This window comes from Pseudescherichia sp., assembly GCF_031987975.1.
Lineage (GTDB): Bacteria > Pseudomonadota > Gammaproteobacteria > Enterobacterales > Enterobacteriaceae > Pseudescherichia.
Genome location: NZ_DALZYX010000005.1, coordinates 76,774 through 102,351, shown reverse-complemented (window position 1 = coordinate 102,351; position 25,578 = coordinate 76,774). Strand labels below are relative to the sequence as shown.

Below are 25,578 nucleotides of genomic sequence, written 5' to 3'. Positions count from 1 at the left end.
GGGGCAGCGTTACTGCCCCATCAATATCCAGGTCGCCGGAAGAGCAGCAATGAGCAGCAGACCCATCAGCACCTTTTCGTGACGTTGTAACAAATCGTGCTGCTGATGGGTGCGGCGTGCATAGAGAAAGACCAGCAGGCCTGGTGCGTAGAGCACGACCGACAGCAGCAGATGCATAGGCCCGGATGCATAGAGTAACCATAAGCCGTAGATGCAGGCACCAATACCTGTTGCCTGATGCAGCGGACGCTGGGCCACTTTTAACAGATAGGCACCCACCAGAAAGTAAGGTACCAGAATCATCTCGGATGCGATGGTTAAAAGCGTATTGTAATCTGAACCTGTGAGCCAGATCAAAATCAGGCAGATCTGCACGCTGGCATTGGTAAGCCAAAGCGACGCCGATGGGGCGTTGTTCTCATTCTGACGGGCAAAGATACGCGGGAAGGCTTTGTATTTGGCCGCCAGCAGAGGCACCTCCGCCGCCATAATAGTCCAGCTCAGGTATGCCCCGCAGACGGAGACAATCAGCCCGGCGGCGATGATCACCTCACCCCAGGAACCCATCATGTCAACCATCAATCCGGCCATAGAGGGGTTGCGCATCTCTGCCAGCTGCGGACGAGGCACGACCCCCAGCGACAGCAGGGTCACCAGCAGATAGACCGTCAGAGCAGCGATCACCGCCATCAGCGTGGCCCGGCCCACGTCCTGCTTGTTGCGCGCCCTGGCCGACACCACCACCGCGCCCTCGACGCCGATGAAGACCCACAAGGTAATGAGCATGGTATTTTTTACCTGCTCCCACACCGGGACGCTAAGCTCTACCCCGGTAAAATCGAGGCTGAACCTGTCGGCATTAAATGCCAGCCCGGCCAGAACAACAAACAGGCCCAGCGGCACCAGCTTTGCCAGCGTCGCCGCCAGGTTGATGCTCGCTGCGGTTTGCACGCCGCGCAGCACCAGCCAGTGCACAATCCACAGCAGGCAGGACGCGCCAACGATAGATTGCCAGGTATTGCCGTCGCCAAACAGGCGCAGCGCTGGCGTGTCGGTGAAGAAGCTCAGCGCCGAGAAGACGATAACCAAATAGGAGACGTTGGCGATCACCGCGCACAGCCAGTAACCCCAGGCAGAGCAGAAACCAATTAGCTCGCCGAAGCCCTCACGGGCGTAGGTAAATATGCCACCGTCAAGATCGGGGCGCAGGCGGGTGAGCAGCAGCATGGCAAAGGCCAGCAGTAGAATGCCGACCCCGGTAATGGCCCAGCCGATCATTAACGCGGCAGGGCTGGCGACGGCCGCCATGTTTTGCGGCAAGCTGAATACGCCTGCACCCAGCATTGAACTTAAAACAAGCGCAGTGAGCGCGCTCAGGCCAAGCTTCTTTTCCATTGGCATCCTGTTAAAAAAACAACAAATCCAGAATAATTATTTCGCCGGAGCGCATAAATAGCGTGGATCATACTAAGGCGCGGGATTTTACGTAGTGGAAGATGCGCATGCAATAATGTATGGCAGAAATTTGCAGAAATGGGAGAAAAAGGCGGCCTGAGCCGCCTTTTGGAGAATTATCTGTAGAGGTCAGCGCTGATGGTAAGGTTGTTGCCGCGCTCCTGCCACTGGCGCGTAATGTGATAATATTTCGCACCTTTTTTAGCGGCCCGTTTTGCCACCTGGTAAGAGACTTCGGTCCCATTGCCGTAGTTGCCAGTGAACTTAATGCTATCGAACGGCACCATCTGTGCAGCGGTAATTTTATTCACCTCTTCAACTTTAGTACCGTCCGGCAGGGTGACAGTGTAACGTCCACCTTTCGAGGTCTGCGTCTCAAAGAAGCGGCCCACTTCCGCGCTTGGTGCAGCACTGGTGGCAATACCTGGGATCTCCACTTTCTTCGCTTCTTCGCCGCCTTTCGCCAGTGCGGCGCGGCCTGCCTCAGAATCAGCCGGGATCGCGTCCGGGCTTTGCAGCACACGTTTCTTCGCATCGGCTTTATAGATATAAGCGGTAATACGCTGGTTACCACCGTCGTTAGCATCTACCTGGCGCACAATAAAGAACGAGTCCGCGCCTTTTGCTTTCGCAGCTTTAGTGATAGCGGCGTTAACGTCAGGCTGGCTGCGGTAGAAGCCCTGTACGGTCACAGTGTCATACGGCTCCAGCAGAATGGCCTGGTCTTTTGGAAGTTCAGTCACGCCGTTGATCACCCGGTTCTGCGGTGCATCTGCTTTGGGCGCATCATTTTTATAGATATCGGCCGTCACGCGCCAGTTGCCGCTGTTGCCTACGTCTGAGGTATCAACCACGAAGAATGCGTCTGCGCCCTCTTTATCAGCGCGGTTGGAGACAGCGGTGACAGCGTCACCGATTGCGGTAAAGCGGCCGGTAACCACGATGCGGTCGTAAGGTTTCACCGCTTCCGCTTGCTCCGGCGTCAACTCGGTTGCGGCATGAGCCGACAGGGCGGTTGCCGACAGGAGTGCGGATGCCAGGAGGGTGTTCTTAAGCTTCATAAAAATAGTCCTTCGCCTTGCGCAAACCAGATACTGGTATTAGAGATGTCTTGAAAACGTGGGTGATTATTGCATTTTAATCTTGTGACTGTCTGCGAGATTTTTCACCAAGAGGGTCAGCGAGGCGATGGGCAGGCATAACAAAACACGATATGTTGAAAAAACAGGCGCTTGACCAGGAAAAGTAATTAAGCATATGACTTTTTTAAGTTAATACCTTGTTAAAATACGGATCCGGTGCGGCGATAAATCATGTTTTGCCGCCTCGTATAAGCGGAATATTGGGCTGTTGCGGGTATTTAAAGTTAAATTGGACTGTTTATACCCATGCTGGCTCAGTTTTCCCTAATAAAACCTTAATTTCTGAATTGTTGCGGTAGATCACAAGCGTTATTTTCAGTAGGTTATAGAAAGTTTGTTACGGTTTTATTTTTTGATACCTGTGAAAAAAACTGACAAACCCTTATTCAAAACCGATGGAAGGGAAAACTATGCGTATTGGTATACCAAAAGAGCGGTTGGCCAATGAGACCCGCGTGGCAGCGACACCGAAAACGGTAGAGCAGCTGCTTAAACTGGGTTTCACCGTCGCGGTCGAAAGCGGCGCGGGCAAGTTAGCAAGCTTCGACGATCGCGCATTCACCGAGGCGGGAGCTGAGGTTGTTGATGGCAATGCAATCTGGCAATCAGACATCATCCTCAAGGTAAACGCGCCTGGCGACGATGAAATTGAACACCTTAACCCGGGTACTACGCTGGTGAGCTTTATCTGGCCTGCGCAAAACCCGCAGCTGCTTGAGAAGCTGGCCGCGCGTAACGTAACGGTAATGGCGATGGATTCCGTGCCGCGTATCTCACGCGCTCAGTCCCTTGATGCCCTCAGCTCGATGGCTAACATTGCTGGCTATCGTGCCATTGTTGAGGCCGCCCACGAGTTTGGCCGCTTCTTTACCGGACAGATCACTGCCGCAGGGAAAGTGCCGCCGGCAACGGTGATGGTGATTGGTGCAGGCGTTGCTGGCCTTGCCGCCATCGGCGCAGCCAACAGCCTGGGAGCGATTGTACGCGCCTTCGATACCCGTCCGGAAGTAAAAGAGCAGGTCCAGAGCATGGGGGCCGAGTTCCTCGAGCTGGATTTCAAAGAGGAAGCGGGCAGTGGCGATGGCTATGCCAAAGTGATGTCCGAGGCGTTTATCAAAGCCGAGATGGCCCTTTTCGCCGCCCAGGCCAAAGAGGTGGACATCATTGTGACCACCGCCCTGATCCCTGGCAAACCGGCACCGACGCTGATCACCCGGGAGATGGTTGACTCCATGAAGCCGGGCAGCGTAATTGTCGATCTGGCGGCGCAAAACGGCGGCAACTGCGAATACACCGTACCAAACGAAGTCTTCACCACCGCCAACGGCGTGAAGGTAATCGGTTATACCGATCTGCCGGGTCGTCTGCCGACTCAGTCCTCCCAGCTCTACGGCACCAACCTGGTTAACCTGCTGAAGCTGCTGTGCAAAGAGAAAGATGGCAACGTTACCGTCGATTTTGACGATGTAGTGGTGCGCGGCGTCACGGTGATCCGCGACGGCGAAACCACCTGGCCTGCGCCGCCCATTCAGGTCTCTGCTCAGCCGCAGGCGGCCGCGAAAGCCGCGCCGATCCCTGAAACACCAAAGGCGCCAGTCTCACCGTGGCGCAAGTACGCGCTGATGGCGCTGGTGATTATTCTCTTCGGCTGGCTGGCGGATGTCGCACCGAAAGAGTTCCTCGGCCACTTCACCGTATTCGCCCTGGCGTGCGTGGTGGGTTACTACGTGGTGTGGAACGTCTCTCATGCGCTGCATACCCCGCTGATGTCGGTGACTAACGCCATCTCCGGCATCATCGTTGTCGGTGCGCTGTTGCAGATTGGTCATGGCGGCTGGATAAGCTTCCTGAGCTTTATTGCCGTTCTGATTGCCAGTATCAATATTTTCGGTGGTTTCACCGTCACTCAGCGCATGCTGAAAATGTTCCGGAAGAACTAAGGGGTAACACATGTCTGGAGGATTAGTTACAGCTGCATACATTGTTGCCGCGATCCTGTTTATTTTCAGCCTGGCCGGGCTGTCAAAGCATGAGACCTCTCAGCAGGGCAACCGCTTTGGCATGGCCGGGATGGCGATTGCGCTGATCGCCACCATCTTTGGGCCGGATACCGGCAACGTCGCCTGGATCATCGTCGCGATGATTATCGGTGGCGCGATTGGTATTCATCTGGCGAAAAAAGTTGAGATGACCGAGATGCCGGAGCTGGTGGCGATCCTGCACAGCTTCGTAGGTCTGGCGGCGGTGCTGGTAGGCTTTAACAGCTACCTGTATCACGAGCCGGGACTTGAGCCGATCCTGGTCAATATTCACCTGACTGAGGTGTTCCTCGGTATCTTTATCGGTGCGGTGACTTTCACCGGATCCATCGTGGCGTTCGGCAAGCTGCGGGGCAAAATCTCCTCTAAGCCGCTGATGCTGCCGAACCGTCACAAGATGAACCTTGCGGCGCTGGTGGTCTCATTCCTGCTGCTGCTGGTGTTTGTTCGCACCGAAAGCGTAGGGCTGCAGGTGCTGGCGCTGCTGGTGATGACCATTATTGCGCTGGCCTTTGGCTGGCACCTGGTGGCGTCGATCGGCGGGGCAGATATGCCGGTTGTGGTCTCGATGCTCAACTCCTACTCCGGCTGGGCAGCGGCGGCGGCGGGCTTTATGCTCAGCAACGACCTGCTGATCGTCACCGGTGCGCTGGTCGGCTCGTCCGGTGCGATCCTTTCCTACATTATGTGTAAGGCGATGAACCGTTCGTTTGTCAGCGTGATCGCCGGTGGCTTTGGTACCGACGGCTCGTCAACCGGTGAGGATGACGAGGTAGGGGAGCATCGTGAAATCAGCGCGGAAGATACCGCAGACCTGCTGAAAAATTCACACTCGGTCATCATTACTCCAGGCTACGGCATGGCGGTGGCGCAGGCGCAGTATCCGGTTGCGGAGATCACTGAGAAGCTGCGTGCCCGTGGCATCAAGGTGCGCTTCGGTATTCACCCGGTTGCCGGACGTCTGCCGGGCCACATGAACGTGCTGCTGGCGGAGGCGAAGGTGCCGTACGACATCGTTCTGGAGATGGATGAGATCAACGACGATTTCAGCGACACCGATACGGTGTTAGTCATTGGTGCGAACGATACCGTCAACCCGGCGGCGCTCGACGATCCGCGCAGCCCGATTGCCGGGATGCCAGTTCTGGAAGTGTGGAAGGCGCAGAACGTCATTGTCTTTAAGCGCTCGATGAATACTGGCTACGCAGGTGTGCAGAACCCGCTGTTCTTTAAAGAGAACACCCAAATGCTGTTTGGCGATGCCAAGCAGAGCGTGGATGCGATCCTCAAGGCGTTGTAAAAGAGGCCTTAAATAAAAAACCGCCTTAACGGCGGTTTTTTTATGACATCAACGATTCAATCATCTTCGTCATCGTCAATTTCAATGGGCGATTGATAGTCATCGGGTTTGATCACCAGCAGGTCGCAGCGCAAGTGGTCGATGACCTGCTCGGCGGTATTGCCCAAAAACGCGGCGGATAGGCCGGTACGTCCGACTGTACCCAGTACGACAATGCCCGCCTGCAGATGCTCCGTCAGGTCAGGGATCACCTCTTCAGGCAGGCCTTTTTCCACGTGGGTCAGCTTCTCAGAGATGCCAAACTTCTGGCGCAGGGCTTTCATTGCCAGCAGATGCTGACCCCGAATAGCATCGTTGTAGACGGTAGGATCGAACTCAGGAAGCTCAATAGCAATATTGATAGGGGTGACAGGATAAGCACCAATCAGATGCACTTCCGTGTGGTTGACCTGCTCGGCCAGCTGGATGGTTTCACGCACCAGTTTCTCATTCAGCGCGTTATGGTATGCCTCTTCGCTGGCCAGATTGACCGCCACCAGCGCCTTGCCGCCCTCTGGCCACGGCTGGTCTTTCACCATCCATACCGGGCAAGGGCACTTGCGCAGCAGATGCCAGTCGGTGGGGGTGAAGATCACCGACTCCAGCTTGTCATGCTGATGGGTCATCTTCAGCACCAGGTCATGATGTCCGGTTAACACTTCCTGAATGATGGCTTCGAAAGGGCGATTGTGCCAGATCACCTTGATATCAATGGGCACCCCGGCATCGAGGTAGAATTTTGCCTGTTCACGGATCCAGGCGGTCCGCTGGCTGATGACGCCCTGACGCATGGCAGTACGCTCGTCGGGCGACAGAAGGGTGGTCATCTCGTAAGAGAAGTCATAGATCGGCAGAAAGGCTTTGATGCGGCCGCCAATCTTCTGATGCAAATAAACAGCACGTCGTAGTGCTGGCTGGTCATCCTGATTGGGATCGATGGCAACCAGCATATTTTGATACATGGCCATACAGGGTCTCCTTACATCTGTCACCGCAGTTTGTAATTAAAAGAGTAACCTATATGAGCTAAATGAAACAGAGTAGAACCTTTGCCAGATCAACAAATCGGACTATTTTGCTGTCTGGCAAGAGGTTATCTCAGAGCGGGAGGTCAGGCGACGTTACGCGCGTGGCCGGCAAGCTCAGCGAGAATGTCGCCGTTTTCGATAGTGATGTACTTACCCTTCACCGCCAGCATGCCGCTTTTCTGGAAACGTCCCAGCAGACGACTGATGGTTTCTACCGTCAGACCGAGGTAGTTACCGATATCGCCACGGGTCATCGTCAGCCGGAACTCACGGGGTGAGAAACCGCGCTGGGCAAAACGGCGGGAGAGGTTATAGATAAAGGCCGCCAGGCGCTCTTCCGCGTTCTTCTTGGACAGCAGCAGGATCATATCCTGATCGCCTTTAATTTCGCCGCTCATCAGACGCATCATCTGCTGGCGCAGGTTTGGCATCTTGCCGGAGAGATCGTCTAGCGTCTCAAACGGAATTTCGCAGACCATAGAGGTCTCCAGCGCCTGCGCAAAGCTCGGGTGATGGCCGGTACCAATAGCGTCGAAGCCCACCAGGTCGCCGGCCAGATGAAAACCAGTGATCTGTTCATCGCCCTGTTCGGTAATGGTGTAGCTCTTAATGGTACCGGAGCGGATCGCATAAAGGGATTTCAGCTCGTCGCCCGCTTTAAATAGCGTTTGTCCTTTCTGAATCGGCTTTTTGCGCTCAATGATGTTATCAAGCTGGTCCAGCTCGTGTTCATTAAGGGTGAACGGGATACAAAGCTGGCTAATGCTGCAATCCTGGCAATGGATAGCACAACCGCCAGATTGAATGCGTCGTATAATTCGCTTTTCCGGGATCATAAGTCTGCTCAGGCCGTAATTGATATTGGTCAATTTTAACATCTTTTTACGGAGCACGTAAGCCTGGTTAAACGTCAATCAGCGATTATTGGAACCTTTGGAAAATCAATAAGTTTAACTCATTGAAATTCCTTGCTTTGATTAAGGGTTTATCGATTAAAGGCGCGTAAAAAGGCACAAAACGACCTCTTTTTTCACAGTAAAAGATAGCCTTCGTGGCGTAAAAGCCACTCTTTACGTTCTACGCCACCGGCGTATCCGGTAAGGGTGCCGTTGCGCCCGATCACCCGATGACAGGGAACAACGATGCTAACGGGATTAGAACCATTTGCTGCACCCACTGCCCGTGCCGCCCCGGCCCGACCCAGCTGCTCGGCCAGCTGGCCATAGTGGAGCACCTGGCCACAGGGGATCTCCCGTAGCGCTTTCCATACGTCGCGCTGGAAAGGGGTGCCTGCGGTTTCGGTAGGCAGGTCGTCAATCACGGCAAGATTGCCGGCAAAGTATTCGTGCAGTTTGTCGCTGAGTCCACCCGGGTTACTGGCCATAACCCGGCGGTAGCCTGGCTTCCGGTAGTGGACGTTGAGCAACAGCTCCATGCGGTTGGCATGCTCTTCCCACTCGACGGCGCGCAGGCGATATTGTTCATCGCAGATCACCCACAACGGGCCAAGGGGAGTATCAATTTTGTCTTCCAGCAGGGTTAACATGGGGGGATCCTGAACATGCAGCATGGCAATATAGGATATTATCTTACCGATTTTGACGCAAAAAAATAGAGCCTGCCGACATCCGCCAGACTCTACAGTACACACAGCAGTGCATCCATACCTTATTTTAACGCAACCATTCCTTGTGCGGGTTTATTTTAGTATAGACATCTTTAATACTAATTCCAGTAAAAATGAGTAAGGAGTTTGTCAGCGCTTTAACTTAAATGAATTAGTGTACTGTAATTGTGGTATTAGTTAAGTGGCGGTTAACGTACTTATACCTGAGTACATTTTAATGATTTGAAGACTTTCAGGAATGTTCAGGAAATTAATCAACATCGTTGAGACCTGCTGCTCAGATGGCTATAGTAGCGCCTGAGCTGTCAAACGTTACACGAGGAGCGATCATGAACCTTGACGACAAATCGCTATTTCTTGACGCCATGGAAGATGTCCAACCCCTGAAACGCTGTGCCGACGTACACTGGCATCCCAGCCGTAATACGCGCACGCCGCCGCGTATCGATCTGTTACAGCAAGAAAATTTTCTGACAACCGATTTTCTCGAGGTGCTGCCGCTGGCAACGCCGCTGGAGTTTCGGCGCGAGGGGTTACAGAGCGGGGTCATTGATAAACTGCGCCTCGGCAAGTATAGCCAGCAGGCAAGCCTGAACCTCCTGAAGCAGCCGGTAGAGCAGTGCCGGCAGATGCTGTTTAGTTTCCTGCATCAGGCCCGGCAGGATAACCTGCGTAATTTACTTATTATTCATGGCAAAGGACGTGAAGATAAATCGCACGCCAATATTGTGCGTAGTTATCTTGCCCGCTGGCTACCCGAGTTTGAAGATGTGCAGGCATTTTGTCAGGCGCTGCCGCATCATGGGGGAAGCGGGGCATGTTATATTGCGCTACGAAAATCTGCTCAGGCAAAACAGGATAATTGGGAACGGCATGCTAAGCGTAGTCGTTAAGCCACGGTAAATATTAATGTAGCTATTTTTACGTATATTTACCGATAATAAAATATAAGCGATTTAATTAATTACGCTGCTTAACTAATACGAGTATATTATATTTTCCGTGCTCGTTTAGGGTTAAAGTGGGCGAACTGGATCGTAGAAAAAACTGCCCGCTTCGGGTGAAGCGGGCAGGGAGCCTGGAGAATTAGCGTTTAGCTTCGGTATGCGGCTGAGCAGAGCGTGACAGGAACTGTTCGGTCACGTCAGGCAGGTGCGTCTGGCACCAGTCGGCCATGGCAATTTCCTGCTCACGGATCTGGCTGAAGATTGCCGCACCTTCATGGTCACCGGCCAGCTCAGCGGCGCTGATCAGCGAGGTGTAACAGGCAATTTCGAAATGTTCAAAGACATAGCCGCTAATTGCGCCCTTAACCACTTCATCCGGCGTCATCATGCCGCCGATGGCCTGACCCATTGCAGAGAGTTTACCCATCGCATCTTTCAGCGTTGAGGTAGAGATGTTATTACGGGCAAGAACCTGATCGAGCAGCTTCTGCTGCTGACGCGTTTCTTCAATATGCTGCACAATACGCGCACGCAGATCGGGATAGTGCTCCAGACGGCCCGCCATCTTCTCCAGCATGGACTCGGCCTGTTTCTCCATCGCATGAGCGTCGCGTAACCAGTCATGATAGTGTTCGGTATAGTTAGTCGCCATCGTTAATCACTCCTCGTAAGATCTAGTAATTTATTGCTCTCTTCTGTGGATTTAACAGAGCACTTACGCTCTGAAGTATAGAAGCCCTGGGTTGATTCGTCAGACGTGCCACTGTTTTTCGCCGTCGCGGAATCGTGATAGCGCGTCGGCAGCGCAGATCAGTGACAGATGGCTTAGCCCTTGCGGGACATTGCCGCGCCACTCGCCGGTGCGCACGTCAAACATCTCGTTAAAGTTCTCGACGTTGCCTTTGTCGCACAGGCTGTCGAGGATGGTATCCATATACTCTGCGGCCTTAGCTGTGTTGCCCAGCCGCGCCCACGCCTCAACCAGCCAGAACGAGCAGGCCACAAAAGTGCTCTCCTCTTTCTCAACTTCGCTGTAGCGATAGAGCATCGGTGAGTGGTGCCCCAGCTCTTCGTATATGGCCTCATAGGTCGATTTCATCCGCTCGGGGTCAACTTTCTTCCCGTAGTACCATGTCAGGCACATGGCTGCGTCCAGATGATCGCAACCTGCATAGAAGGTGTAGGCCTGCTTCTCTTCAGACCAGCACTGGGTTTCAATCCAGTCGCTGATCCGGTCTCGCTCCCGGGACCAGCGGTTGACCCAGGTTTTTTCGATATGACCGTCTTCTGCCAGCCGGACGGCAATGTCCAGCGTTACCCAACACGCCATTTTGGAATGGGTATAGTGACGCCGTTCGGGCAGCTCCCAGATACCGCAGTCATCCTGTCGCCAGGTATCAGCGCACTCATTGGCCAGCGAGGCCAGCAGCCGGGCGGTAGTGAGATCCAGAATATGGCCAGCATGAACAAAGAGCAGGGCGGTATCGAGCATGTCGCCATACATACTGAGCTGCTGCTGGCTCTGGGCGTTATTACCTACTCGCACCGGTTTTGAACCCTTATAGCCGTCAAGTGGCAAATAGGTCTCATTCGGAACGACGTCGCCGTCGAGGGTATAGCAGGCGCGCAGCTTGCCTTCGTGACGCACAATGGTATGGGTCAGCCACGAGAAGGCCGCTTTACACTCCTCAAGCGCACCGATAAAGGCAAAGGCACGAATGATCAGGCAGGCATCGCGGATCCACGCGTAGCGGTAATCGTAGTTCTTTTCACCGCCAATGCCCTCCGGGAGCGAAGTGGTTGGGGCCGCAGCCAGCGCGCCGGTTGGCGAGTAGAGCAGAAACTTAAGCGCTAGCGCAGATCGTACAACGTGCTGCTTATGCACCCCTTCATAGCTCAGATGTTCCGCCCATGACACCCAGTTTTTGTCGCTGACGTCGATACGTTCGTCAATTCTCTCCAGCGGGGGCACCGCCAGCGGCTCCTTGTCGCTAACCAGCAGGGCCACCAGCGAACGTGATCCTGCTTTAACGGTAAAGGTGCCTTCAATCATCTTGTCATCGACAAGGGTGATTTCAATATCAGACGTAGTGCGCAGCATGGCCATCAGATCGCCCACGTGAACAATCTGGCCTTTAGCTGAATCACTTATCCAGGAGGAGCGGGTATAGGCGGCGGTGCCGGGTACAAAGACCAGCTTCAGAGTGACTTCGCCCTCTAAGCCTTCAACGCGCCGTGCCAGCTCGCACCATGGCAGACGGCCTGCATTGTTACTGTTAAGGGATTCAGTAAATCTGACCTTACCCTTTTCTGTGGTGTAACAGGTCTCCAGCACGTTGCTGTTTTCCCGATACTGGCGCTGCATGCAATAGTCATCGATCGGTTCGATCTGAAAATAACCCCCGAATTGCGTATCCAGGATGCGATCGAAAAGCGGAGGCGAATCCATGTTAGGCGCACACCACCAGTCGATAGCACCATCAGGCGCAATCAGCGCTACCGACCGGCCATCGCCAATGGCGGCATAGTCGCCAAGGCCTGCATAGCCATCGATACGCTCGGTTCGGGATAAAGGTTGATTCTTCATTAATGCTTATCCTGCAAAATCGATAAGGCAGGCGGAGCCTGCCTGTCATTACACCGTGCCGGTGCCGCCGTCAGAGCACCATACCTGGCCAGACGAGAACGAGCTTTCATCAGAGGCAAACAGAACATAGAGCGGGGCGATCTCTACTGGCTGGCCGGGGCGAGCAAGCGGGGCAGACTCACCAAAAGCTTTTACTTTCTCCTGCGGCTGACCGCCACAGACCTGCAGCGGCGTCCAGTATGGACCAGGCGCAACGGCGTTCACGCGGATGCCCTTAGGACCTAGCTGTTTGGCCAGCGCTTTAGTAAACGCCACGTTACAGGCTTTGGTCTGGGCGTAGTCCAGCAGAATGTCACTCGGCTGGAAAGCCTGCACGGAAGAGGTATTGATGATCACCGCGCCCTCTTTCAGATGCGGCACGGCTGCCTTGGTGATCCAGAACGGCGCATAGACGTTGGTCTTAAAAGTCTCATCAAAGGCTTCGGTGGTGAGTGTTTCGATCGATTCACAGAACTGCTGGTGGCCCGCGTTATTCACCAGGATATCCAGCCCGCCAAGCTTATTGATGGCCTCAACCACCAGCTGCTGGCAGAAGGTTTCTGAGCGGATATCGCCCGGCAGCGCAACGGCGTTACGCCCTTCAGCCTTAATTAATGCAATCACCGCTTCGGCGTCAGATTCCTCTTCCGGCAGATAGTTGATCGCGACATCGGCACCTTCCCGGGCATAGGCGATAGCGACGGCACGCCCGATACCGGAATCACCACCGGTAATCAGCGCTTTTTTCCCTGCCAGCCGACCCGAACCGGTATAGCTGGTTTCACCATGATCGGGGATCGGCTTCATTTCTGACGCAAGCCCCGGCACTTTCTGAGTTTGCTCTACAAAAGGAGGGCGTGGATAGTGTGGGAGGTTGTTATCTTGGGTCGTCATAATTATCCGTCTCGTTTGAATGAACCAGTAATAAACGTAGTCAGCAATACGCCGATCCGCTATTTTTTTTAAAAATTATGCTAATACTTTAAAAAATTTACGTGGAAGTTATTTTTACGTTGGAATTATGCTACGTCGTTAAAATGTAAGCTTTTGACGTAATTTTCTGGCATTCAGTAAAACCTGTGCTAAATAAAATGCGCGAAAGAGAAAATCATACGAAAGTACTGTTAACGTAACGTAAGAAATGGTTCAGAATGCTCCTGGTTACAATGTTATAGCCCCTAATTCATTGGGTCGGCTTGTGTCTGCCTGACGGTAAGCTAAACTGAAAATTCCGCTGGTGAGTTTAAGATGAATCTTAAGCCCCGCTAACGAGATTGGCTGCAAAGATTTCATTATGCATCATGTTTATAAGGAGATTTAGGATGAGCAAAGAGCCCGTATTTCCTGCGTTTCCAGTCATTGGCTGGCAGGTAGGCCCGGTGGAGGATCATAACGGCGTTGTGGTTCAGTTTGGCTTCAGTACGTCTCCCCATACCGCGGGAGCCAGCACTTTCGATTCTCAGTTTTTCCAGTTATCCCCGGAAATGGTCAAAAGTCTGATTTACGATCTGCAGCTCAGCCTGCGTCAGTGTGAAACTCCCGTAGCGGATAAAGTTGCCTGAGCATGTCTTGTTTCTAGCCGCAGTAGCGCCTATTCCTTTTGCTGCTGCGGAAGATCCCGCCCGATTGTCTCTACTTCGACAAAAAAGAGTTATGGCTGCGTTTTCATTGCTAATCTTATTTTGATGCAGTAGAAAACTGCGGTTGTAGAGGCATACATGAATTTTGTCTATTTTAAGGCGGAATATCCCACCTATGAGGGATCCCATTCCGTTAGTCTGGTTCTAAAAGGGCTGAAGCTGCTTCGTGACGGCGAAATTATCGCCGACTTTGGTGATTTAAAAATAACCAGCCTGCCGTTTTATCTTTTTACCACAGCCACCACCGGTTTTCGCAAAATTGAATATGCAGTGGAAGCGCCGCCAATGCGTAGAATAACTTACTCCTGTGGTTACTTACCGAGCGGAAAATATATTGTTAATACGCCGGATGGCGAGATACAGCTGGCATTTAATGCCCTGACGGCGCTATGGCAGAGGGATAAGCAGGGCGCCAGGGCTATAGATAACCGTGAGTTTATCGAGTCAGGCTACTCGCTAATTCGTCCGGCTCGCGGGACAGGCCGAAAGCGACCGGCATGGCGGCCTTAGATTCTGTTACCCGGATGATGAATCGTTGACTAAACTTCAGGTGAGGTAACAACAGGAGAATACAATGACGGATAAACATGCTTCCCCCTTAAAAGCAGAAGAGACCAAGCCGGTTAAGGACAATCCCGCTAAGCAGGGCGAACTGCCCCGCAAACGGGATGACAGTCAGGACGATCATAAGGATCCGTTCAAAGCCAGCTAGCTTTACGCCAAACATCTGCACCCAAGCCCTTTCGCTGCCGCTGTGATCGCTATCAGTTTTCACGATTAACGGGCAGCGAAATCGGCTTCCTGTATTACGATTAAATAAGAAAACCAACGAAAAGATGATGGCCGTTCAGACGGATAAGAGGGCGGTGAATGTTTAAACCGTTAAGCTGGCATAATATCCCTACTGCAAAAACACTCTCTGTAATGATCGTTATTGCCGGCATTGGATTGATTGTTTCCGTGGTGGCACTGCTCTATCTCTCCCTGCACCTTGTTAGCAGTAAAACTAACGAAATAGATGAACACCGTTCGGCGCTGTCGGTACAGGGGGCAATACAGACTTCGGTTAATCGCGTCTGGTCGCTGGTGATTGATAACGCCGTCTGGGACGACGCGGTTCGTGAAGTGTATCGCCCACAGCTCGATAGCCAGTGGCTTAATAATACCTGGGGCGCGGGATATAAGATTAATAACCTTTATGACGGTACCTTTATTCTGGACGAGCACTATTCCGTGCTGTGGGGATCCTTTCGTAGTAAACCCTTTAACGAGCGGGATCTTGAGTTTTTTGGCGCGGGTTTTAAAGCGCTCATTAATCAGCATCACCATGCGCTGCCTGGTGAGCAACATATCTATGCTGGGATCACCCGCACCCGCCACGGCGTCGCTTTTATTGGTATAGGCCTGATCCGGCCTGTTGTTGGCTCACCGCCAGCGGAGGGCGATACGCGCCGATATCTGGTCATTACCCGCCACATTGATACCCAAAATCTTAAAACGTTGGGGGATACCTTTCAGATTGATAATCTGCGTTTTAGCCTCAACAGAACCCATGACTCCAGCGTGCCGCTAATAAGTTCGGCGGGAGATCTGCTGGGCTATCTAAGCTGGGAGCCACAGCTACCCGGCGCAAAAGCAGCCCACGCGGCGGCATGGGAGATCCGCCAGATTACTGCCCTCGTCGCCGGTCTGATATTGCTGTTTATCATACTAAGCAGCGCTGGACTCTATAAGCTGGCCAAAGGGGAGAAGCTGGCCCGCAGCACCGCGATGACCGACTGGCTGAGCCACCTGCCGAACCGCCGGGCGCTACTGGCGCGGCTGGAGGCGCTGAGCCTGGAGGATCCCAATGAGGCCATCTGCGTAGTGTTAATCGATCTCGACGGATTCAAAGACGTCAACGATATTTACGGGCACAACGTAGGGGATCGCCTTATTGTCGAGATTGCCAAAAACCTGCGCGATAAGGTTCCCCCCAGCGGCATGCTGGCGCGGATGGGCGGGGATGAGTTTGCCATGATGATCGGTGGCAGCCAGGCCAGCGAGAAAGCCAGCCGCTTTGCAGAGCAGGTGCTGGCGGGATTGAACCTGCCGGTTCGCCTTGGCGAACGCACAATCTATATTGGTGCCAGCATTGGCATTGCCAGCGGCACGCTGCTGGAATGTACAAGCACGGAGCTGTTCCGCCGGGCAGATATCGCTATGTACCACTCGAAAATGAATGGTAAAGGGCAGGTTACCCACTACGATGCAGAGCTGAACAGCACGCGTGAACGCCAGCTTGCCATCGAAAACGATATTCGCGATGGCCTGATGCGCAACGAATTTGACGTCTGGTATCAGCCGATTGTGGATGCGCGCAGCCAGCAGACGGTGGGTGTTGAGGCGCTGGTGCGCTGGCCGGGGCGGCCTGCGGGCGCTTTGCCGCCGGACGCATTTATTACCATTGCCGAGACCAGCGGTCTTATCCACCCCCTCGGGCAGTTTGTTCTGCGCCGTGCCTGCATGGACCTGCAACCCTTTAGCGATCTCAAACTGTCGGTAAATATCTCCCCGGCGCAGTTTCGCGATCCTGAATTTGAAAACAAGGTAGCAAGCGTCCTGCGGGATAGTCGTTTCCCCGCGCACCGCCTGCAGCTTGAGGTTACAGAGACCTATGTTCTTGAGAACCCGGAGCGCGCCTGTGCGGCGATCCGTAACCTTAAAGCGCTAGGCACCGCTATTGCGCTGGACGACTTTGGTACCGGCTACTCCAGCATTGGCTATCTCCGTCGTTTCAATTTCGACACCATCAAAATTGATAAGTCGCTGGCCGGGCTGGTCGATGATGACGAACAGGCGGCGGCGTTGGTGGGTGGTACGATCCGCATTGCCAGCGCGCTCGGTATGGCGGTGATTGCTGAAGGGGTAGAGAACGAAAAACAGATGAAACTGCTGCGCCTGGCGGGCTGCGATCGGCTTCAGGGCTATTTCTTTAGCCAGCCAATGCCCATTGACGCGCTGCGGCAACACCGTCAACGCCGCCAGGGTTAATTATTGCGTCTGCGCCAGCGCGTCGAGCCGATCGCGAAAGCCGGTGATGGCAATGGCCCGATTATCGGCGCGCCAGCGATCTTTCGCGCCCGGTGCGGAGCTTTGCACGGCGATCAGCCGCCAGCCGTCCTCGGTCTTAAGCATCAGCGGCGAGCCGCTATCCCCAGGCAGGGTATCGCACTGATGAGAGAGCACGCTCTCCTGCGCCCAGCCGGTTACCACGCAGTTTTGATGGCTATAGAGGTTGTCCAGATGATCCTGTGGATAGCCGGACTGCGTTACCTTACGATCGGTAGCCTTTAACGCGGCGGTGAGCGCGTCGCGATCGCCCTCAAAAAGCGGTAGGGGCGTAATGCCCGACGGCGGATAGCGCAGCACGATCAGGCCAAAATCCCACGGCGCGGCGGCAGGCGGTACGATCCAGCCCTCACCGTCTGGCTTCAGGCGCTTGCCAAGCGTTGGCTCCACTCGCCCTTCGATACCATGAATTTCGTAGCGCCAGCTGCCGTTCTGCGCCACAAAGCGCAGCGCCACGGCTTTATCAGCCTTTCCACGGGGCGGCGTCAGCAGACAGTGCCCGGCGGTTAGTGCCAGGTGCGGGGAGATCAGCGTCGCGGTGCAAAGATTGCCGCTGGCGGTCTCCAGCTGGCCGATAGCGTCCCACGGCGACTGCGTTGGATTGCTTATCCGCACCCGGTCGTCATGGTTAAAAAACAGCGTCTTGATCTCAGCGGCTGCAGTGGCATCATCATCGGCATGGCTGGAAAAAGAAAATAAGCAAAACGAACCCAATAGCAGAATACCGAATTTATGCATATCACACTCTGGTGGGGCATTAATGATTATTCAAACCCTAAGCAACAACTATAGACGGGACGGGAGGAAAGGGGGAGTAAAATCAGCGTACTACATTCAGGAAAGAGAGAGGCGGAGGGTTATCAGCGCACAGGCGATCAGCACCAGCAAAATCAGCTCGAAGCGGTAGCGTTGCAGCATGGTTCCTCCTGAAACAGCGCCCGGGGGCGGGCGCTGTGGTAAGCGTCAAACTTAGGCAGCTGGCTGGGCAGCCGGTTTAGCAGCGGTGTGTTTTACTGCTTTTTTATGGTGTTTCTTTGCAGCCTGTGCTTTCTGGGCAGCAGCTTTGTGGTGTTTTTTGTGGTGCGTGGTTTTGGCAGCCGGCGCAGCGCTCTGGGTCTGAGCGGTGGCCGCTGGCGCAGCGGTAGTCGCCGTGGTATCAGCTGCGAACGCAGCAGTAGAGAGACCCATAGCAGCGGCAACAACCAGAGCTAATACTTTTTTCATTCTGATATCCTCGAATTGGTTTCATCATTCAACCCCACTGCGGGGCCGGTGAAGAGACTATATGCTTCTCATTGCGAGGCTTCCGTGAGTGATTGGTATCGCTGTGTAACGCTTTGTACAAACCCAGAGAGAGGCCGGGTTACCCGGCCAGATACGTTACAGATAACGTGCGGTAAGATGCTGGCGGAAGTAGCGGCTGTTCAGCGCTTCGCCGGTGGCGGATTCAATCAGCTGGGCAGTGGTAAAGCGGCTGCCGTGCTGCCAGATATTCTGTCGCAGCCATTCGAACAGGGCGCTGAAATCACCTTCGGCAATGGAAGCATCAAGGTTAGGCAGCGCGGTGCGTGCGGCATGGAACAGTTGCGCAGCGTACATCGCGCCAAGGGTGTAGGACGGGAAGTAGCCAAAGCCGCCGTCGGTCCAGTGAATATCCTGCATACAGCCGTCGCGGTAGTTGCCCACGGTTGAGATGCCCAGCCAGTGCTGCATCTTCTCATCCCACAGGGCCGGAATATCCTCTACCTCGATTTCACCGTTAATTAGCGCCCGCTCAATCTCATAGCGCAGGATAACATGCGCGGGATAGCTTACCTCGTCAGCATCCACGCGAATGAGGCCAGGCTGCACCTGCTGGTTCCAGGCGATGAAATTCTCTTCGGTAAACGCGGGCTGCGCGCCGAAACGCTCAATGACCGCAGGCAGTAAACGCTGTAAAAATGCCTTGCTGCGGCCAAGCTGCATCTCAAAGAACAGGCTTTGCGATTCGTGTACGGCCATTGAGCGGGCCTCGGCTACCGGCTGTCCCAGCCAGTTGCGGGGCAGGTTCTGCTCGTAGCGGGCGTGTCCGGTTTCATGCACAACGCCAAAGAGCGCGCCCAGCAGATCGTTCTCGTCATAGCGAGTGGTGATGCGCACATCCTCCGGCACGCCGCCGCAGAAGGGGTGGGCGCTGATGTCCAGACGACCCGCATCAAAATTAAAGCCGAGGGTGTGCATTGCCGCCAGGCCCAGCTCGCGCTGCTTCTCTACCGGGAACGGGCCGACTGGCGCGATAAGCTGGCGCTGTGCCTGCTTTGCTACCGCCTGATTGAGCAGGTCCGGCAGCCAGGATTTCAGATCGGCAAAGAGAACGTCAAGCTTCGCCGCGGTCATATCTGGCTCATAGAGATCCAGCAGCGCGTCGTAGGCGGTACAGCCTTTTGCCGCCGCACGCAGCGTTGCCTCTTCACGGCTCAGCTTAACCACCTCTTTCAAATTGGCGGAAAAACCGTCCCAGTCATTCGCAGGGCGCTGGGTACGCCAGGCGTGCTCGCAGCGGCTGCCCGCCAGCGACTTCGCCTCTACCAGCGCCTCCGGCAGCACTGCCGCCTGCTGATAGTGACGGGTCATCTCGCGCAGGTTGGCCTGCTCAACGTCGTTCAGATCTTCCTGCGCTGCTGCTTCCAGCCACTGAGCCACTTTTTTATCCGTCAGGATCTGGTGTTTCAGGACGCTAATCTCCGCCAACGCTTCGCCCCGGGCAGCGCTCCCGGCGGCGGGCATCATGGTCATCATGTCCCAGCCAGCGATGGAAGAGAGGTGCGAGAAACGGTATAGACGCTGAAAGGTGCGGGTCAGCTGCTGGTAGTTGCTGTTATCCATTGTGCCTCGGTTATTGTCGGTATGGGTCAATCCCATTATTCATGACGTAAGGTAAATTACGACCGGTTTTGTTGATTGCCATCAAACGAAAGGCTTAATTTTGCACATCTTTTCGGATTTATGTAATACTCCTGCATCAATATTCATTGATGTTATTTAATAATCAAGGCAGGTAGCCACGATGAATCCGTTTATTTGGATAATAGCTGCACTAATGGCATTCGATGCCGTTCGGGAAATGATGGGTGCAGCGTCAATCATGAGCATGTTATAACTCAATGCAGCCGCTGGTGAAGGCTGCGGCCCACCAGCAGCGCGGCCAGCAGCATCACGGCAATAAAACCGCCGACGCCGTTCCAGCCATAGCTGTGCCAGAACAGACCGCCAGCCGTTCCCGCCAGGCTCGATCCCAGATAGTAACTAAAAAGATAGAGCGATGAGGCCTGGCCTTTTGCCCGACGCGCCCTTGGCCCGATCCAGCTACTGGCGACCGAATGGGCAGCAAAGAAGCCAGCCGAGAAGAGCAGCATCCCGGCAAAGATCAGCCCCAGCGACGAGAAGAGCGTCAGCAGCACTCCCCCCAGCATCACTCCCGTCGAGACCAGCATCACCGGCCCGCGTCCAAAGCGGGCAGTCATCGCCCCGGCCTTTGGCGAACTCCAGGTCCCCGTTAGATAGGCCACGGAGAGCAGACCCACCACCGCCTGGCTCAGCTGCCACGGCGACTGCATCAGGCGGTAACCGATGTAGTTAAACAGGGTCACGAACGACCCCATCAGCAGAAAGCCAGTCAGAAACAGCAGCGGCAGGCCACGATCGCGCCAGTGCAGGCGGAAGTTAATCATCAGCGATCGGGGCCGCAGCGAGGCGGGGCGAAAATGGCGCGACTCCGGGAGGATTTTCCAGAACATCAGCGCCGAGGCGAGGGCAAAGCAGCCGATAACCGCCAGGGCGATGCGCCAGCTAAAGAAGTCGGTAAACACGCCGCTAAGCAGGCGTCCGCTCATGCCGCCGATAGAGTTACCGCTGATGTAGAGACCCATCGAAAAAGCCACTACGCTGGGGTGGATCTCTTCGCTTAGATAGGTCATCCCTACCGCCGCCACGCCGCTCAGCGACAGCCCCACCAGCGCCCGCATAATCAAAATCCCGTGCCAGCTGGTCATCATTGTGGAGAGCAGCGTACAGCACGAGGCCAGCAGCAGAGCGGTGACCATCACCGGTTTGCGCCCGATGGCATCCGAGAGCGGGCCGGTAAAAAGCAGCCCAATGGCCAGCATGGCGGTAGAGATCGACAGCGAAATACTGCTGCTGGCCGGTGAGATGCCAAACTCGTGGGAGAGTACCGGCAAAATCGGCTGCACGCAGTAGAGCAGGGCAAAGGTGGCGAGTCCGGCAGAGAAGAGCGCCAGGGTAACGCGCATAAACTGGGGCGTGCCGCGTTTGATATAGGGCGTGGCGGGAATAGCGGTGGTCTGCACGTCGGCATCGCTCGCCGGGGCGATGTCAACGACGGTAGTACGGCTCACAGAGGATCCTTAGTGGTGTGTTACTGCTATAAAGCGATTACCGATAAGGGTAGGAAAATGTAAATATTCTGTCTAATATATTAATAATCTCAAATAATACATTAAAAATATGAATATCGAGCTGCGTCACCTGCGCTACTTTATTGCCGTGGCAGAAGAGCTGCACTTTGGTCATGCGGCGGCCCGGCTGAATATCTCTCAGCCGCCGCTAAGCCAGCAGATCCAGCTGCTGGAGCAGCAGGTGGGTGCCAGGCTGCTGGCCCGTACCAACCGCAGCGTGGCGCTGACCCCGGCGGGAAAACAGTTTCTACTCGATAGCCGCCAGATCCTTACCCAGGTAGATGATGCCGCCGCCCGTGCCGCTCGCCTGCATCTGGGACAGACCGGGGAGCTGCGGGTTGGCTTTACCTCCTCCGCGCCCTTTATTAAAGCGGTCTCGGATACCCTTTCGACCTTCCGGCGGCGCTACCCCGACGTGCATCTGCAAACCCGGGAGATCAATACCCGCGAGCAAATTGCTCCTCTTCATGATGGGACGCTGGATCTAGGCCTGATGCGCAATACCGCGCTGCCGGAGACGCTGGCGTGGGAGGTGATCCTGCGTGAACCGCTGCTGGCGATGGTGCCATGCGATCACCCCCTGGCGGGGCAGCCTATGGTGACGCTGGGCCAGCTGGCGCAAGAGCCGTTTGTCTTTTTCGATCCCCATGTCGGGACGGGACTGTATGACGATATCCTTGGACTGCTGCGCCGCTACGGGCTGGTACCGCATATCGCTCAGGAGGTGGGCGAGGCGATGACTATAATTGGTCTGGTGGCGGCGGGACTGGGGGTATCCATTCTGCCCGCCTCCTTTTGTCGGGTGCAGCTTAGCGAGATGCGTTGGCTACCCATTGCCGAAGCCGATGCAGTCTCCCAGATGTGGCTGGTCTGGTCGAGGCATCATGAGCAGGGCGCTGCCGCGCTGCACTTCAAGCAGCAGCTGCTGGAGAGCGTTAAAAGCGACCAGAATTTGCCCCGTAAAGGGTGAAATTGTGCGGTAAATCACAAGGCTAATCAAAAATTTGACGGCCTTAAGGAAGTGCTTCACCATAGCCAGAAGTTTATTTCGAAGCGCGAAAATAAAGGGAGCATGAGGTGGTTGCTGATAGTACCCCCGGCCATATTGATCAGATTAAGCAGACCAATGCAGGAGCCGTTTACCGGCTTATCGATCAGCTAGGCCCGGTTTCACGTATCGATCTGTCGCGTCTGGCACAGCTTGCCCCCGCCAGCATTACTAAGATTGTCCGTGAAATGCTCGAGGCGCACCTGGTGCAGGAGACCGAGATCCAGGAGCCAGGCAGCCGTGGGCGACCTGCCGTTGGGCTGATGGTAGAGACCGAAGCCTGGCATTATCTCTCACTGCGCATCAGCCGGGGCGAGATCCATCTTGCCCTGCGCGACCTCAGCAGCAAGCTGGTGGTTGAAGATCTGTGCGAGCTGCCGTTACAGTCCCATGCGCCTTTCATCAGCCGCGTTATTCATCATATTGACCAGTTCTTTATCCGCCACCAGAGCAAGCTCGAACGCTTAACCGCCATCGCCATCACCCTGCCGGGCATCATCGATACGGAGAACGGCATCGTGCACCGGATGCCATTCTATGAGGATGTTAAAGATATGGCGCTGGGAGAAGCCCTTGAACGCCATACCGGCGTGCCGGTCTATATTCAACACGACATTAGCGCGTGGACCATGGCGGAAGCGCTGTTTGGCGCATCTCGTGGCGCGCGGGACGTTATTCAGGTGGTGATCGACCACAACGTTGGGGCTGGAGTGATCACCGACGGGCGTCTGCTGCACGCGGGCAGCAGCAGCCTGGTTGAGATAGGCCACACCCAGGTCGATCCCTACGGCAAGCGCTGCTATTGCGGCAACCACGGTTGCCTGGAGACCATTGCCAGCGTGGAGAGCGTGTTGGAGCTGGCGCAGCAGCGCATGAACCAGTCGATGAGTTCGCAGCTGCACGGCCAGCCGCTCACCGTTGCCTCCCTCTGCCAGGCGGCGCGGGAGGGGGATCGGCTGGCGACAGATATTATCGCTGGCGTCGGCACCAACGTCGGACGCATCCTGGCGATCATGGTAAACCTGTTCAACCCGCAAAAAATTCTGATCGGTTCCCCCCTGAGCCAGGCCGCAGATATTCTCTTCCCGGCTATCAGCAACTGCATTCGCCAGCAGTCGCTACCTGCCTACAGCCGACACATCATCGTGGAGAGCACGCAGTTCTCAAACCAGGGCACGATGGCGGGTGCGGCGCTGGTAAAAGACGCGATGTATAACGGTTCGTTGCTGATTCGTCTGTTGCAAGGGTGATAAATTCGCACAGTTGTAGGAAAAATTGCGCTACCTCAAATTGGCCCCTGGCGACTTAACTTAGACTTTCTCCTCTGAATTATTTTCCTGGTGTATATTTTCGCGGCAAAACGGTGGAGTAAGTGATGCTTAAGCGTTTCTTTATTACGGGTACCGATACGGCTGTCGGGAAGACAGTGGTCTCCCGCGCACTTCTGCAGGCGCTGGCGGCCAGCGGCAGAAGCGTAGCTGGCTACAAGCCAGTGGCGAAGGGGAGTAAAGAGACGCCTGAGGGCCTGCGCAACCGAGATGCGCTGGTACTGCAAAGCGTCTCAACGCTGGCGCTGCCCTACGAGGCGGTAAATCCTATTGCCCTGAGCGAAGAGGAGAGCAGCGTTGCTCACAGCTGCCCCATCAACTATGGTCTGCTCTCGAAGGGCCTGGCGCACCTTAACGACTGCGTCGATCATGTGGTGGTTGAAGGCACCGGCGGCTGGCGCGGCCTGATGAACGATCTGCGTCCGCTCTCGGAGTGGGTGGTGCAGGAGCAGCTTCCGGTGATTATGGTGGTGGGGATCCAGGAGGGGTGTATCAACCACGCCCTGCTGACCGCCCAGGCCATTGCCAGCGACGGCCTGCCGTTGATCGGCTGGGTGGCAAACCGCATCAACCCTGGCCTTGCCCATTATGCCGAGATCATTAACGTACTGGGCAAAAAGATCCCCGCGCCGCTGATTGGCGAGCTACCCTATCTGCCCCGCGCCGAGCAGCGCGACCTGGCGCACTATATCGACATCACCCTGCTGACCCGGACGCTGATCGCCGATCGGGTACTGGCCTAGGCGTCTACTGCGGCTCGGTACGGGAGCCGTCCGGCGCAGCGCCGGCGGCAGGCACGTTGCCGCTGCTGGTGCGGGTGTAGAGGATCTTGTAGGTATCGTTGGCGCAGTGGCCGACCACGTGGGTATCGGGCTTGTCCGCCTGGCCCGCCGGAACGATATTGAGCGTAAACGCCGACTCCGGTAGGCCATTGGCCATGATGCGCTGCTTGATCTCGCGTCTGACTTTTTCGCAATACTCCGGCGCAGCAAACGCCGGGGCGGCGGCAAACAGAACCAGGGCAATGAGCAAACGGGACGTTTTCATATGCGGCTCCTGTTTTCAGGGGTATAGCTCTAGTCTAGCAGCCGCGGCTAAATCGCTACCAGATTGCGCACGCCGTGACTCTCCATCTCTTCCCCTCTGCCGCGCTGAACGATCGCTCCCCGGGACATCACCAGGTAGCTGTCCGCCAGCTCGGCGGCAAAATCATAAAACTGCTCCACCAGCAGGATCGCCATATCCCCCCGTGCAGCAAGCGTTTTGATCACCACGCCAATCTCTTTGATCACCGAGGGCTGAATGCCCTCCGTTGGCTCATCAAGGATCAGCAGCTGTGGCTGGCAGGCCAGCGCCCGGCCAATGGCCAGCTGCTGCTGTTGACCGCCGGAGAGATCGCCCCCGCGCCGCTGCTTCATCTCCCGCAGCACCGGAAACAGGTCGTAGATCTCCTCGGGAACCCGCTTTGCCTGCGAACCGGCAAAGCGCGACAGCCCCATCAGCAGGTTCTCCTCTACCGTCAGCCGGGGAAAGATCTCTCGACCCTGCGGCACGTAAGCCATGCCGCTGCGCACCCGCTGATGTGGCTTCTGCTGGTTGATGGTCTTTCCCTGCCAGCTAATGGTGCCGGACCTGGCCGGGATCAGCCCCATCAGGCACTTCAGCAGGGTGGTTTTCCCCACACCGTTACGCCCCAGCAGGCAGGTCACCTCGCCAGGACAGGTTGCAAACGAGAGGCCGCGCAGGATATGGCTCCCGCCGTAATATTGATGTAGTTCATTCACTTCCAGCATC

25 protein-coding genes are annotated in these 25,578 nt (G+C 55.3%); 11 read left to right on the top strand and 14 right to left on the bottom strand.

What is annotated here, in order from left to right:
- Positions 1–9: 9 nt before the first annotated feature.
- Together RTN40_RS10205 and ydgH are read right to left on the bottom strand one after the other, a co-directional pair.
- Positions 10–1,395, bottom strand: a complete 1,386-nt coding sequence (locus tag RTN40_RS10205) for an amino acid permease (RefSeq protein ID WP_312228355.1) — start codon at positions 1,393–1,395, stop codon at positions 10–12.
- 176 nt (positions 1,396–1,571) lie between these two features.
- Positions 1,572–2,516, bottom strand: a complete 945-nt coding sequence (ydgH, locus tag RTN40_RS10200; RefSeq protein WP_312228354.1) for a DUF1471 family protein YdgH — start codon at positions 2,514–2,516, stop codon at positions 1,572–1,574.
- Positions 2,517–3,007: 491 nt separating this feature from the next.
- On the opposite strand from ydgH, the gene pntA reads away from it, so the two are divergent.
- Positions 3,008–4,537 carry a Re/Si-specific NAD(P)(+) transhydrogenase subunit alpha gene (gene pntA, locus RTN40_RS10195; RefSeq protein ID WP_312228353.1) on the top strand — a complete coding sequence of 510 codons (1,530 nt, stop codon included), beginning with the start codon at positions 3,008–3,010 and terminating at the stop codon, positions 4,535–4,537.
- A 10-nt stretch (positions 4,538–4,547) separates the two neighbouring features.
- A complete protein-coding gene (gene pntB / locus RTN40_RS10190) occupies positions 4,548–5,936 on the top strand; it encodes a Re/Si-specific NAD(P)(+) transhydrogenase subunit beta (RefSeq protein WP_312228352.1) in 1,389 nt (462 codons plus the stop codon).
- 56 nt (positions 5,937–5,992) lie between these two features.
- Here pntB and uspE read toward each other — a convergent pair whose 3' ends face one another.
- The 3 genes from uspE to ogt all read right to left on the bottom strand — a co-directional run bounded on the left by uspE (position 5,993) and on the right by ogt (position 8,549).
- Positions 5,993–6,943 (bottom strand): universal stress protein UspE, encoded by a 951-nt coding sequence (uspE, locus tag RTN40_RS10185; RefSeq protein WP_312228351.1) that lies wholly within the window; start codon positions 6,941–6,943, stop codon positions 5,993–5,995.
- Positions 6,944–7,086: 143 nt separating this feature from the next.
- Positions 7,087–7,839, bottom strand: coding sequence for a fumarate/nitrate reduction transcriptional regulator Fnr (gene fnr, locus RTN40_RS10180; RefSeq protein ID WP_131406021.1), 753 nt, complete (start codon positions 7,837–7,839; stop codon positions 7,087–7,089).
- A gap of 194 nt (positions 7,840–8,033) precedes the next feature.
- On the bottom strand, positions 8,034–8,549 hold the full coding sequence (gene ogt / locus RTN40_RS10175) for a methylated-DNA--[protein]-cysteine S-methyltransferase (RefSeq protein WP_312228350.1): 516 nt from the start codon (positions 8,547–8,549) through the stop codon (positions 8,034–8,036).
- A gap of 410 nt (positions 8,550–8,959) precedes the next feature.
- Between ogt and smrA the strand changes: the two genes are divergently transcribed.
- Positions 8,960–9,523, top strand: a complete 564-nt coding sequence (gene smrA, locus RTN40_RS10170) for a DNA endonuclease SmrA (protein ID WP_312228349.1) — start codon at positions 8,960–8,962, stop codon at positions 9,521–9,523.
- A gap of 193 nt (positions 9,524–9,716) precedes the next feature.
- On the opposite strand, the gene RTN40_RS10165 is transcribed toward smrA, so the two are convergent.
- The 3 genes from RTN40_RS10165 to RTN40_RS10155 all read right to left on the bottom strand — a co-directional run bounded on the left by RTN40_RS10165 (position 9,717) and on the right by RTN40_RS10155 (position 13,097).
- Complete coding sequence (locus tag RTN40_RS10165; protein WP_312228348.1) at positions 9,717–10,229, bottom strand: DUF892 family protein; 513 nt, start codon at positions 10,227–10,229, stop codon at positions 9,717–9,719.
- Positions 10,230–10,328: 99 nt separating this feature from the next.
- Complete coding sequence (locus RTN40_RS10160) at positions 10,329–12,164, bottom strand: glycoside hydrolase family 15 protein (RefSeq protein ID WP_312228347.1); 1,836 nt, start codon at positions 12,162–12,164, stop codon at positions 10,329–10,331.
- A gap of 48 nt (positions 12,165–12,212) precedes the next feature.
- Positions 12,213–13,097 carry an SDR family oxidoreductase gene (locus tag RTN40_RS10155; RefSeq protein WP_312228346.1) on the bottom strand — a complete coding sequence of 295 codons (885 nt, stop codon included), beginning with the start codon at positions 13,095–13,097 and terminating at the stop codon, positions 12,213–12,215.
- Positions 13,098–13,525: 428 nt separating this feature from the next.
- On the opposite strand from RTN40_RS10155, the gene RTN40_RS10150 reads away from it, so the two are divergent.
- The 4 genes from RTN40_RS10150 (at position 13,526) to RTN40_RS10135 (ending at position 16,876) form a co-directional block, all read left to right on the top strand.
- The gene (locus tag RTN40_RS10150) at positions 13,526–13,765 is read left to right on the top strand and encodes a hypothetical protein (protein ID WP_312228345.1); all 240 of its coding nucleotides are present in this window, start codon (positions 13,526–13,528) and stop codon (positions 13,763–13,765) included.
- 156 nt (positions 13,766–13,921) lie between these two features.
- Positions 13,922–14,353, top strand: a complete 432-nt coding sequence (locus tag RTN40_RS10145; protein ID WP_312228344.1) for a hypothetical protein — start codon at positions 13,922–13,924, stop codon at positions 14,351–14,353.
- A gap of 64 nt (positions 14,354–14,417) precedes the next feature.
- On the top strand, positions 14,418–14,555 hold the full coding sequence (locus RTN40_RS10140) for a hypothetical protein (protein ID WP_312228343.1): 138 nt from the start codon (positions 14,418–14,420) through the stop codon (positions 14,553–14,555).
- A 158-nt stretch (positions 14,556–14,713) separates the two neighbouring features.
- Positions 14,714–16,876, top strand: a complete 2,163-nt coding sequence (locus RTN40_RS10135) for a bifunctional diguanylate cyclase/phosphodiesterase (RefSeq protein WP_312228342.1) — start codon at positions 14,714–14,716, stop codon at positions 16,874–16,876.
- On the opposite strand, the gene RTN40_RS10130 is transcribed toward RTN40_RS10135, so the two are convergent.
- The 3 genes from RTN40_RS10130 to RTN40_RS10120 all read right to left on the bottom strand — a co-directional run bounded on the left by RTN40_RS10130 (position 16,877) and on the right by RTN40_RS10120 (position 19,819).
- A complete protein-coding gene (locus RTN40_RS10130; RefSeq protein WP_312228341.1) occupies positions 16,877–17,692 on the bottom strand; it encodes a serine protease in 816 nt (271 codons plus the stop codon).
- A gap of 231 nt (positions 17,693–17,923) precedes the next feature.
- Positions 17,924–18,178, bottom strand: coding sequence for an acid resistance repetitive basic protein Asr (asr, locus tag RTN40_RS10125; RefSeq protein WP_312228340.1), 255 nt, complete (start codon positions 18,176–18,178; stop codon positions 17,924–17,926).
- A gap of 156 nt (positions 18,179–18,334) precedes the next feature.
- Positions 18,335–19,819 (bottom strand): carboxypeptidase M32, encoded by a 1,485-nt coding sequence (locus tag RTN40_RS10120; RefSeq protein WP_312228339.1) that lies wholly within the window; start codon positions 19,817–19,819, stop codon positions 18,335–18,337.
- 181 nt (positions 19,820–20,000) lie between these two features.
- Here RTN40_RS10120 and RTN40_RS20995 point away from each other — a divergent pair, with 181 nt between their 5' ends.
- Positions 20,001–20,093, top strand: a complete 93-nt coding sequence (locus RTN40_RS20995) for a KPN_01571 family protein (RefSeq protein WP_409418522.1) — start codon at positions 20,001–20,003, stop codon at positions 20,091–20,093.
- Position 20,094: 1 nt separating this feature from the next.
- Here RTN40_RS20995 and RTN40_RS10115 read toward each other — a convergent pair whose 3' ends face one another.
- The gene (locus RTN40_RS10115) at positions 20,095–21,348 is read right to left on the bottom strand and encodes an MFS transporter (RefSeq protein ID WP_312228338.1); all 1,254 of its coding nucleotides are present in this window, start codon (positions 21,346–21,348) and stop codon (positions 20,095–20,097) included.
- Between the two features lie 109 nt (positions 21,349–21,457).
- On the opposite strand from RTN40_RS10115, the gene RTN40_RS10110 reads away from it, so the two are divergent.
- From RTN40_RS10110 to bioD, 3 genes are all read left to right on the top strand, one after another.
- Complete coding sequence (locus RTN40_RS10110) at positions 21,458–22,378, top strand: LysR family transcriptional regulator (protein ID WP_312228337.1); 921 nt, start codon at positions 21,458–21,460, stop codon at positions 22,376–22,378.
- A gap of 107 nt (positions 22,379–22,485) precedes the next feature.
- On the top strand, positions 22,486–23,706 hold the full coding sequence (mlc, locus tag RTN40_RS10105; RefSeq protein ID WP_312228336.1) for a sugar metabolism global transcriptional regulator Mlc: 1,221 nt from the start codon (positions 22,486–22,488) through the stop codon (positions 23,704–23,706).
- Positions 23,707–23,831: 125 nt separating this feature from the next.
- Entirely contained in the window at positions 23,832–24,527 is a 696-nt protein-coding gene (gene bioD, locus RTN40_RS10100; RefSeq protein ID WP_312213547.1) for a dethiobiotin synthase, read from the top strand.
- A 4-nt stretch (positions 24,528–24,531) separates the two neighbouring features.
- Here bioD and RTN40_RS10095 read toward each other — a convergent pair whose 3' ends face one another.
- Positions 24,532–24,831, bottom strand: coding sequence for a DUF1161 domain-containing protein (locus RTN40_RS10095; RefSeq protein ID WP_312228335.1), 300 nt, complete (start codon positions 24,829–24,831; stop codon positions 24,532–24,534).
- A gap of 47 nt (positions 24,832–24,878) precedes the next feature.
- Entirely contained in the window at positions 24,879–25,577 is a 699-nt protein-coding gene (gene urtE, locus RTN40_RS10090) for an urea ABC transporter ATP-binding subunit UrtE (protein WP_312228608.1), read from the bottom strand.
- Between the last annotated feature and the right edge of the window lies 1 nt (position 25,578).